Origin of the sequence: Hallella colorans, from assembly GCF_003096815.1 — a bacterium.
GTDB classification, from domain to species: domain Bacteria; phylum Bacteroidota; class Bacteroidia; order Bacteroidales; family Bacteroidaceae; genus Prevotella; species Prevotella colorans.
The window spans coordinates 117,832-128,483 of record NZ_QENY01000007.1 but is presented as its reverse complement, the minus strand read 5'-3'; the positions used below and the strand labels follow the sequence as shown (position 1 = coordinate 128,483).

The 10,652-nt window shown below is 45.0% G+C and carries 6 protein-coding genes and 1 pseudogene; 6 read left to right on the top strand and 1 reads right to left on the bottom strand.

What is annotated here, in order from left to right; all coding sequences use genetic code 11:
- Positions 1-84: 84 nt before the first annotated feature.
- Positions 85-780: pseudogene (locus C7379_RS05290) on the bottom strand (IS30 family transposase); the annotation flags it as partial.
- A gap of 1,670 nt (positions 781-2,450) precedes the next feature.
- On the opposite strand from C7379_RS05290, the gene rbr reads away from it, so the two are divergent.
- The 6 genes from rbr (at position 2,451) to C7379_RS05255 (ending at position 10,622) form a co-directional block, all read left to right on the top strand.
- On the top strand, positions 2,451-3,104 hold the full coding sequence (rbr, locus tag C7379_RS05285) for a rubrerythrin (protein ID WP_116616320.1): 654 nt from the start codon (positions 2,451-2,453) through the stop codon (positions 3,102-3,104).
- Between the two features lie 661 nt (positions 3,105-3,765).
- Positions 3,766-4,800 (top strand): UDP-3-O-(3-hydroxymyristoyl)glucosamine N-acyltransferase, encoded by a 1,035-nt coding sequence (gene lpxD, locus C7379_RS05275; protein WP_116616318.1) that lies wholly within the window; start codon positions 3,766-3,768, stop codon positions 4,798-4,800.
- Complete coding sequence (locus tag C7379_RS05270; RefSeq protein WP_116616317.1) at positions 4,801-6,192, top strand: bifunctional UDP-3-O-[3-hydroxymyristoyl] N-acetylglucosamine deacetylase/3-hydroxyacyl-ACP dehydratase; 1,392 nt, start codon at positions 4,801-4,803, stop codon at positions 6,190-6,192.
- A gap of 3 nt (positions 6,193-6,195) precedes the next feature.
- A complete protein-coding gene (gene lpxA, locus C7379_RS05265) occupies positions 6,196-6,966 on the top strand; it encodes an acyl-ACP--UDP-N-acetylglucosamine O-acyltransferase (protein ID WP_116616316.1) in 771 nt (256 codons plus the stop codon).
- A 141-nt stretch (positions 6,967-7,107) separates the two neighbouring features.
- Positions 7,108-8,004 carry a tRNA (adenosine(37)-N6)-dimethylallyltransferase MiaA gene (gene miaA / locus C7379_RS05260; protein WP_116616315.1) on the top strand — a complete coding sequence of 299 codons (897 nt, stop codon included), beginning with the start codon at positions 7,108-7,110 and terminating at the stop codon, positions 8,002-8,004.
- Positions 8,005-8,087: 83 nt separating this feature from the next.
- The gene (locus C7379_RS05255) at positions 8,088-10,622 is read left to right on the top strand and encodes a transglycosylase domain-containing protein (RefSeq protein WP_116616336.1); all 2,535 of its coding nucleotides are present in this window, start codon (positions 8,088-8,090) and stop codon (positions 10,620-10,622) included.
- The last annotated feature ends 30 nt before the right edge of the window (positions 10,623-10,652 follow it).

The following is a 10,652-nucleotide window of genomic DNA, read 5'->3' as shown; positions in this document are numbered from 1 at the left end:
GTACGAAACTGTCTTTAGCAATCATAGTTTTACCTTGATTATTTAATGTTTATGCGACTGCGTCGCATTCTTCTGCAAACTTAGAGCAAATTCAGGTCCGTTGTCTGTTGTAATGGTCTTCAGAATGTCCTTGTATGGTAGCAGCAGTTTCCTAACTACCTTTGCCAGAGGCTTTGATTGCTTTCCAAATGGCAGTTTCTGCATAAGCAGCATATTGGTGGATTTCTCTACCAGTGTGAGTATGGCATGCTGGTCAGGGTCTACGATCAAGTCCATCTCAAAATCTCCGAATCTCTTTCCGTCAACTTCCTTACTTCTTTCATGGATGCTCACCCTGTCTTTGATTGGAAGAAGTCTGCCCTTGGGACGATGCCTATATTTCATCTTATGCCTTGTGTGCTTGGCAAGTTCCCCTGATGTGTCATTGTGGATGATGTTATAGATGGATTGGTGGGACACCTTTATCCCCTCATTCTTGCGCAGATTACCTGATATTTGTCTTGGAGACCACTGGTCATTGATGATATATTCCTTGATTCTCCAGACCAATTCGTCGCAGAGCCTGGCGTTCGTTACCGTCCTCTTTCTGCGCTGCATGGCCATATCGTGCACCTTTGTCCAGATATACTTTCCCGATGGCGTGCTGTTGCGTCTGATTTCACGTGAGAGCGTTGACTGACTGGTGCCGACGATTGAGGCAATTGCTTTTCTCGCTGTTTTCTTTTGGAGTAAGGCGAAAATTTGCGGCCTTTGCTCCGAGGTTAATTGATGATATTTCACAATACAAAATTAATTAATCTTGGGGAGACAGAGGTCTCCCTTTTTTATTTGTATTGCTGGTTGTTTCTTTTTCCTCGCCGAGAGATGCAGACAACCTCTCGCTACGCTTCGAGAACGTCTGCATCTCTCGGCGAGGGGCACTCTTTTATTGCACTTCGTTTTGGAACTTACGTCCATAAACCACCAATAAAAAGATATAAACAAACATTTTCTTTTACAAACTCTTTCTTGTGACTGCGATATTTTCTATCACAAAGTATTTTGTCGGAAATAAACGAAATTTGGGCCATTTTGAAAATGCTGGAAATCAACATATTAAGGAACTGGGTAAAAATGGACTTGCGAAAGGATAGCGAAGGCAATGCGGTTACTATCTAATCAGGGTGCGGTTACACCGTTGAGAGCATGCAAAAGGGCTATATTGGCAACGTCATCTCTATCTTATCGCAAGTCAGACGCTTTGAAACGGCATCGGGAACCCATTTTATTCGTTGAATTATTTCCAAATTCACTTCCAGTTTAGAAATTCTGAAGTGTTAAAAAATGCAGAAGTATTTTGACAATTGGGTAGAAGGTAAATGTTATTCATAAAAGGCATATACCTCCTACTTTCACATTTACCGACCTCCCATACCACCGTACGTGCCGTTCGGCATACAGCTGTTTCGTGCTTTTACACCTTACGGTGCGTGGCAAGTTGTTTTCAGCCATCCCTTTGAGATACATCACTTCTATTCTATTGTCGGATTCCGTCCTATCGTATGAATAGAGCGTTCCTTTTCGGATATCTGACTACAAAAGACTCTCAAGGTAACAGTCATTGATTATTGCACTGCACGATTCGGTTCTTCCCTATAGACACCCGTACCTCGAATACTATGACCGCTGATGACTTCTCACGACAAGCTTTACTCCGTCATGGTACATCAATTACATCATCTTCACCATGCGTTCCTGAGACCTCCTCGGATAAGAACATTATCTTTCCATCTTATATCTACTTAATTTTTTCGCAAAACTCAAGGAAAATCCACCTATCATTCCGAATAGCTATAGGACTTTGATTTGTCTTGCAATCTAATCCATGGTTCATATGCGTTGTATGAAGTTTCTGTTTGTTAGGTTAGATGTTTGCCGCCAGCTTCTTTCAGATTTCACCTCACGAAGAACACCCTTACTATTAGCTATGTTATTCCCGCTATTAGGGCTTACTTGGGACTTGCTCCCGTAAGACAATGCTCATGCTGAGCGTACAAAAAAGGCAGAAAATTTATCCCTGCCTTTATACCCGATTATTTAGAACCAAATTGATTATCTGGCAGTTATTCTGACAACTTCCAACTTGGAGCATTACCAGCATTCGATCCGTCTACAGTTATCAATTGTTGACTTTACGAGTCAACTTTTTTGGGGAAAGGCATGTTAGGGCACTATTGAATACACACATCAGAATAGATAATATTATGAAATATAGTTAGCAAAGTATAAAATTGACAATATCATGAAATTAGAGTTTGTATAAATTGAAATTATAAACTAACAATTATTACAAATTCTTTTGTCATGAGCGAATAAAAGATTATCTTTGCAATATAAGAATTTATTCTGCAATATTATCAAGCGACTATGAAATAGGGCGAAAGGTCCAATATTATAAAAACAAAAAGATTATGAAAAAGAAATTTATTTGCACAGTTTGTGGTTACATTTACGAAGGAGAAAAAGCGCCAAAAGAATGTCCTATATGCCATGTCAAGGCGGAACGATTCGAGGAGTTTTGCTCAAAAGCGTTGAAAGGCACCAAGACAGAGGCTAACCTTATGGCTGCTTTTGCGGGTGAGAGCCAAGCTCACACCAAATATCAGTACTATGCTTCCAAGGCAAAGAAAGATGGTTACGAACAGATAGCTGATCTTTTCATGGAGACAGCTAATAATGAAAAAGAGCATGCTAAATTGTGGTTCAAGTTTCTGCATGATGGCGACATTCCTACTACCACAGACAATCTTGCCGACGCTGCTGCTGGCGAGAACTTTGAGTGGACAGATATGTACGTTCGCATGGCAGAGGAAGCCAAGGCCGAAGGATTTACTGGCATTGCCGCTAAGTTTCGTGGCGTAGGTGAAATTGAGAAGAAACACGAGGAGCGTTACCGTAAACTTTTGAAAAATATAGAAGACAAAATAGTGTTCTCGCGTGATGGAGACAGTATATGGCAGTGCCGTAACTGTGGGCACATCATAGTGGGTAAGAACGCACCAGAGATTTGCCCAGTCTGCAATCATCCACAGAGCTTCTATCAGCTGGCCGCGCGCAACTATTGATACACGATGCCACTTCTCTATATGAAGTGCTCATTATAGACCACAAGGCGGGAATTTTTTTTAGAAATTCCCGCCTTTTTACATATATAGTAACTGAACGTTCTCAAGTTAATTGTCGTTCATCAGGCGATATTTAAATTATACCACTTTATATTTATATAGTTTTCTAGAATATAGGATTATCATCAGCAAGAGCGTTAAGTAACTTGCTGTCGTCAGCAGATACCAGTACTGCTATCTCCAGAATGGTATCCAGCTATAGTTTCCATATCCTGTCCGTTTATGTACAACTCGAGCGATAGGTCAGCAGTATCCCCAAAGATCCTTCTGCGCAAGGTCCGAACCTTTACTAAAGATGTGATGAAAACCGTATCAATTGTTATATGTGTCAGTCTCAATGGTTTCCTGAACAGATCGTTGGTTATTGCATGCTGGATTACCTGAGCGGAAAAAGCTATCATTACCATGAAAGTGTGTTGGGGGTGAGCGAACGCCGAGGTAAGACTTTTTACCTTAACGAAAATTACTTCCTTCATTTTTTTGATTTTTTAGGTTACTATTACTGTTACATAGAAAAAAAATAAATAATGAACTAAAAAATATATGTATTAAGGAATAAATTCTTATATTTGCAAATTAAATCAATCTCCACACGAAAAAAATGGAATTTACCGCGAAACAAATAGCCCAATACGTTAACGGCAAAGTAGAAGGCGACGAGACTGTCCGCGTACATACTTTCGCTAAAATAGAAGAAAGCGTTCCCGGGGCTGTTTCATTCTTGGCCAACCCAAAATACACCCACTATATTCACGACACCCAATCATCGATAGTTCTTGTTGACGAGAGTATCGAAATACCCGAGAAAGTCAGCCCCACACTAATACGCGTGAAAAACGCGCGCGACTGCGTGGCCAAACTGCTACAGTTGTACGAAGCATCCAAACCTAAGAAAAAGGGCGTGGACGCTTTAGCTTTCGTCTCGCCAAAAGCCCATTTGGGACAAGACGTTTACGTAGGCCCATTCGCCTATATCGGTGATAATGTTAGTGTAGGTAATGGCTCGCAGGTGTACCCTAACGTCACCATCTTTGATGGTGCCTCGATAGGCAGCCACTGTGTCATCTATCCTAACGTGAGCATCTATCACGAATGTCAATTGGGCGACAACGTCATTGTACACTCCGGAGCTGTTATCGGCGCCGATGGTTTTGGATTTGCGCCCAATGGTGAAAGCTACGACAAAATACCACAGATAGGCAAAGTGGTCATCGAGGACAATGTGGAGATAGGTGCCAATACGTGCGTAGACCGGTCGACTATGGGTGCGACATACGTGCGCAAAGGCGTGAAACTTGACAATTTGGTACAGATAGCTCACAACACAGACATAGGAGCAAATACCGTAATGTCAGCGCAAGTGGGCATAGCTGGGTCCACCAAGGTGGGCAGTTGGTGTATGTTTGGAGGTCAGGTAGGTGTGTCTGGGCATATCACCATTGGCAATCACGTCATGCTTGGCGCGCAATCAGGTGCCCCAGGGTCTATCGATGACAACCAGACACTTATCGGGACACCTCCCATGAGCCAGTATCTCTTTTTCAAAAGCCAGGCTATCATCAGGAGATTGCCAGATATGTACAGACAATTGAACGACTTGAAAAAAGAAGTGGAAGAACTAAAAAACAAGAAATAAATGGAAACCGCTAAACAAAATACACTTGGCGGAAGCTTTTCTCTCTGTGGAAAGGGACTGCATACGGGATTGAGCCTGACGGTGACTTTCAACCCTGCGCCGGAAAACACTGGTTACAAGATAGAGCGCATAGATCTTGAGGGGCAACCCGTCATCGAGGCTATAGCGGAAAACGTGACCGACACGCAACGAGGCACCGTGCTCCAAAAGGGTGATGTCAAGGTCTCCACCGTAGAACACGGATTGTCCGCGCTCTACGCCATGGGCATTGACAACTGCCTGATACAAGTAAACGGCCCTGAATTTCCCATACTTGACGGATCAGCTATACGCTACGTCGAAAAAATAAAAGAGGTAGGCATCGCGCACCAAACCACTCCTAAAGATTATTATATCATTCGCAAAAAGATAGAGATCAAAGATGAAAAGAGTGGATCGTGCATTACCATCCTACCCGACCAAGACTTCTCCATTACAGCCATGTGCTCTTTCCAGTCCAAATTTATCAGCAGCCAATTTGCTACATTGGACAATATAGCCAACTATGCTGAGGAGATAGCACCCGCCCGAACCTTTGTCTTTGTGCGCGACATCGTGCCTCTCTTAGAGGCTAACCTTATCAAAGGTGGCGATTTGGACAACGCCATCGTGATATACGAGCGCAAAGTAGAGCAAGCGCAATTAGATAAATTAGCCGACTTTCTCAAGTTGCCACGCATGGATGCCAATAAGATTGGCTATGTCCAGCACAAGCCATTGATGTGGGACAACGAGTGCACGCGTCACAAACTACTCGATATCATTGGCGACATGGCGTTGATAGGCAAACCCATTAAGGGGCGCATCATAGCCACAAGACCCGGACATACCATCAATAACAAGTTCGCCCGACTCATGCGAAAAGAGATACGCAAACACGAGGTACAAGCTCCTATATACGACCCCAATGAAGAACCGCTCATGGATAACGTGCGCATCAAGCAGATGTTGCCACATCGTTATCCCATGCAATTAGTTGACAAAGTGATTAGTATGGGCGCAACGAGCATTGTGGGCGTAAAAAACGCCTCAGCTAACGAGCTTTTTTTCCAAGGTCATTTCCCTGAGGAACCTGTCATGCCGGGCGTGCTCCAGATAGAAGCCATGGCTCAATGCGGTGGCCTGCTCGTACTGAGCCAAGTGGAAGAACCTGAGAAATGGTCCACCTATTTCCTCAGGATAGATGACGTAAAGTTTCGGCGCAAGGTTGTTCCAGGCGACACTCTTCTTTTCAGTGTAGAGCTTTTGCAACCCATTCGCCACAGTATCAGCTCCATGAAGGGCTATGCCTTTGTGGGCGACAATGTTGTCTCAGAGGCTACGTTCACCGCCCAAGTCATCAAAAACAAATAAACTATGAACAACATTAGTCCGTTAGCATTCATTCATCCGAATGCCAAGATAGGCGACAACAATACCATAGGCCCTTTCTGCTGCATTGACCAAAACACCATCTTGGGCGATAACAACCACCTTTTGAACAGCGTTACCATCCATGCCGGGGCGCGAATAGGCAATGGCAACGAGATATTCCCGGGCGCAAGCATCGCCACCAAACCGCAAGACTTAAAGTACAAGGGAGAGGAAACGTTGTGCGAGATAGGCGACAACAATAGTATCAGGGAGAATGTAACTATCTCTCGAGGCACGGCTTCGAAAGGAACCACTCGTGTGGGTAATAACAACTTGTTAATGGAAAACATGCACGTCGCGCACGACTGCATGATAGGCAACCACGTCATAATAGGCAATTCCACGAAGTTCGCGGGCGAGGTAGTGGTGGACGATTATGCCGTCATCAGCGCCACCGTACTCTTTCATCAGTTCAGCAGAGTGGGCGGATATGTTATGATACAAGGTGGCAGCCGCTCAAGTTTAGATGTTCCACCATATATCATGGCTGGCAGGGAGCCTATTCGCTATGCGGGCCTAAACGTCGTGGGGCTTAGACGACATGGATTTAGCAACGAGACCATAGATCTTATACACAACGCATACCGGATATTGTACGGCAAGGCGACAGTCGCCGAGGGTCTTCGAGAGATCAAGGCCAGCCTACCGCTAACGCCAGAAATACAATATATCATCGACTTCGTTTCCACTTCACAAAGGGGTATCATGCGATAAACCACACGCAAGGCGCTAAGACGAGCCAACCTGCCTATAGAAGTTAGAGGCTTGTGTCACCGTACGCATTTCTCTAACTTCTTTTATTTTAACAGGCGTGAGAGAGGCCCAACTATCCAAAAAGAAAAAATTAAGTCAAAAATGAAAACACTTGTTGTTGTCATTGGCCCCACGGGGGTAGGCAAGACAGAGCTATGTCTCAGAGTGGCCGAGCATTATGGCACGCCTATCGTGAACGCAGATTCTCGTCAAATCTTCGCCGAACTACCTATAGGCACCGCGGCTCCCACCAAAGAGCAGCAACAACGGGTGCAACATTTTTTCGTGGGCACACACCATGTGGACGATTACTACTCGGCCGCCATGTACGAACACGATGCCATAAACACTCTCAACGCACTGTTCAAGACGCACGATATAGTGGTACTTTCAGGTGGTTCCATGATGTATGTGGATGCCGTGTGTAAGGGCATTGATGACATTCCCACCGTGGACGATCGCACACGGAATCTCTACAAGCGTCGGCTTAATGAGGAGGGGCTTCCCCCATTGGTGGCCGAATTAAAAGAACGAGATCCACAGCACTGGGAAATCGTGGATAGAAACAATCCCCGACGCGTGGTACACGCTTTGGAAATATGCTACATGACGGGAAAGACCTACTCATCTTTCAGAACCAACACACATAAAATCAGGCCGTTCGAAATCTTGAAGATTGGGATAGACAGACCACGCGAAGAACTTTACGACCGCATCAACAAGCGTGTTATTGATATGATGGAAAAGGGTTTGGAAAAAGAAGCGTATGCGATGTATCCTCGAAAAGGGTTGAATGCTCTCAACACGGTGGGTTACAAGGAGATGTTCGCCTATTTTGACGGTCTCATAGCGCGAGACGAAGCCATCAGGCAAATACAGTCCAACACGCGCCGGTACATGCGCAAACAGCTCACATGGTTCAAAAAAGACACGAGCATCAAATGGTTCTCACCCGACAATGTTGAAGATATCTTAAATTATATTGACAAAAACACATGATAAACAGCTATTTTTGTATTTTTGCAAAAATAGCATTTGCCAAAACAGGCAAGACCAAAACAGAACAGAAGAAAATTAAAACTATGAAGAAAATAAAGCAATTTTTCCATTGGCTTTGGAAGAAAGCCAAGAACTTCTGGCCATGGTACAAAAATTTATACAAGGGTCGACCTTGGTACATCAAGACCTTAATTGGTTTCGTCTCGTTCATAGTGGCCTTCATTCTATATCTTGGCGCTGTAGACATCAATCTGTTTTGGCTGTTTGGCAAAAGCCCAGGCTATTTCTCGGGCATCATGGACCCACAGACAAGTCAAGCCTCAGAGATATACAGTGCGGATGGCAAGCTAATCGGTAAATATTTTAATGAAAACCGTACTCCGGTGAAATACGAGGAGGTTAATCCCGCTTTTTTCGATGCGCTCGTCGCCACAGAGGATGTACGCTACTATGACAGACCACGTGGAATGGCCATAGACGTGATGGGTATCATGTCGGCCATGAAAGACGCCTTGCTGCACAAGTCAGGCCGTGGTGCTTCCACCATATCCCAACAATTGGCCAAAAACATGTTCAGGGTGCGCTCGCAATACTCCACTGGATTGCTCGGAAAAATTCCTGGACTGAAGATACTTATTGTGAAAAGCAAGGAATGGATTATCGCCACCAAGCTTGAGACGGTGTACGACAAGAAAGAAATTCTAACGATGTACGCCAATACCGTGGACTTTGGCTCTAACGCATACGGTATAAAGACAGCCGCAAAAACTTATTTTGACACCACTCCGAAAGACCTCAAGACGGAGGAAGCGGCCGTATTGGTTGGCATGCTCAAGGCCACCACGCTATATAATCCTAAAACCAACCCCAAAAACAGCCTTGCGAGACGCAACACCGTATTGACCAATATGGTGTCAAACGGCACGCTTGCGCCTGCCACATGCGATTCGTTGCAGCAAATACCCATCAAGTTGAAATACAAGATGGAGGAGAATTATGACGGTCAAGCCATGTATTTCAGACAGGCGGTGGCCGACTATCTTGACAATTGGTGCGCAGAGAACGGTTACGATCTCTACAGTTCAGGGCTTAAAATCTATACCACCATAGACACACGGATGCAGAAATATGCTGAGGACGCCGCTCGCAAACAAATGAAGACGGTGCAGCAAAACTTCAACAACCACTGGGATATCTATCGCAAACAAGACACCAATTGGCTTAGACAAGAGCCTTGGAGGGACGAAAACGGCAAACCGATAGAGGGCTTTATAGACCAAATTGCCATGAAACAACCTTTTTATAAAAGCTTGCAGGAACGCTATCCCAACAATCCTGACTCCATACACTACTACTATAAGGAATGGAAGCACCCCGTAAAGGTGTTTGATTACGACAAAGGAACCGTCACCAAGAATATGACTTCGGAAGATTCTATCAAGTACATGGTGACATTTATGCACTGTGCGATGGTAGCCATGGAGCCACAGACAGGTGCTGTAAAAGCATGGGTTGGCGACATAGACTTTAAATCGTGGAAGTATGATAAGGTAACTGCCGAGCGTCAACCCGGCTCCACTTTCAAACTCTTCGTATACACGGAGGCCATGAACCAAGGCCTGACGCCATGCGATAAACGCCGCGACGAGTATATCTCCATGCAGGTGTTCGACAAGAAAAAGAACGAGATGACCACATGGACACCGGGCAATGCCAATGGCAGATTTTCTGGAGACAGCATCCCATTGAAAGCCGCTTTCGCAAAGAGTATCAACTCCATTGCCGTGCGTTTGGGGCAAGAGATGAGTATCAAGCGCATCATTGCCACCGCACAAGCTATGGGCATAAAGAGCCCCTTAGACGATACGCCATCGTTAGCATTGGGTTCAAGCGACGTGACACTGCTCGAGATGACCAACGCTTATTGCACCGTCGCCAACAATGGCATGCACCATGAGCCGGTGCTGGTAACTCGAATAGTAGACAAAGATGGCCGAGAGGTGTATGTAGACAGAATTCAAGCCGAGCAAGTCATTCCTTACAAAAGTGCATTCTTGGCCCAACAACTGTTACAAGCCAGCATGCGCGAGCCAGGCGGAACGAGCCAAAGCCTTTGGGGATATGTGGGACAATTCAGAGACACCGAGTTTGGTGGCAAGACAGGAACGTCCAACAATCACTCCGACGCATGGTTCATGTGTGTGTCGCCAAAACTTGTAGCTGGCGCATGGGTTGGCGGAGAGTATCGAAGCATACACTTCAGGACTGGTGCCTTGGGGCAAGGCTCGCGAACAGCACTGCCCATAACAGGTTATTTCATGCAGTCTGTACTTTCCGATCCGTCCTTCAAAGACTATCATGGCAAGTTCCAAAAACCTGAGGATGCCAATATCACACGCGACATGTACATCTGCGACAGCTATGTTCCACACGCAGCACGTGACACCGTCAAGCGCGATAGCGTCATCGTAAGTGAAGAGGAGATTATTCTTGACGAAAATGGCAACCCGATAGAAAAACAGGCAGCACCAGGCACTGAAAAGAAAAAGACACCGGCAGAAACAAAGAATGACACCAAACGCAAAACCGTAGAAGAAGTGCACTTGGACAATCTCTAACGACAAGAATACAGATTTTGCGTCACTGAT

What these genes read in the sequence shown, in the direction of transcription:
- C7379_RS05255 (WP_116616336.1), top strand. Translation starts at nt 8,088, where the DNA reads ATGAAGAAAATAAAGCAATTTTTCCATTGGCTTTGGAAGAAAGCCAAG.
- C7379_RS05270 (WP_116616317.1), top strand. Translation starts at nt 4,801, where the DNA reads ATGGAAACCGCTAAACAAAATACACTTGGCGGAAGCTTTTCTCTCTGT.
- rbr (WP_116616320.1), top strand. Translation starts at nt 2,451, where the DNA reads ATGAAAAAGAAATTTATTTGCACAGTTTGTGGTTACATTTACGAAGGA.
- lpxA (WP_116616316.1), top strand. Translation starts at nt 6,196, where the DNA reads ATGAACAACATTAGTCCGTTAGCATTCATTCATCCGAATGCCAAGATA.
- lpxD (WP_116616318.1), top strand. Translation starts at nt 3,766, where the DNA reads ATGGAATTTACCGCGAAACAAATAGCCCAATACGTTAACGGCAAAGTA.
- miaA (WP_116616315.1), top strand. Translation starts at nt 7,108, where the DNA reads ATGAAAACACTTGTTGTTGTCATTGGCCCCACGGGGGTAGGCAAGACA.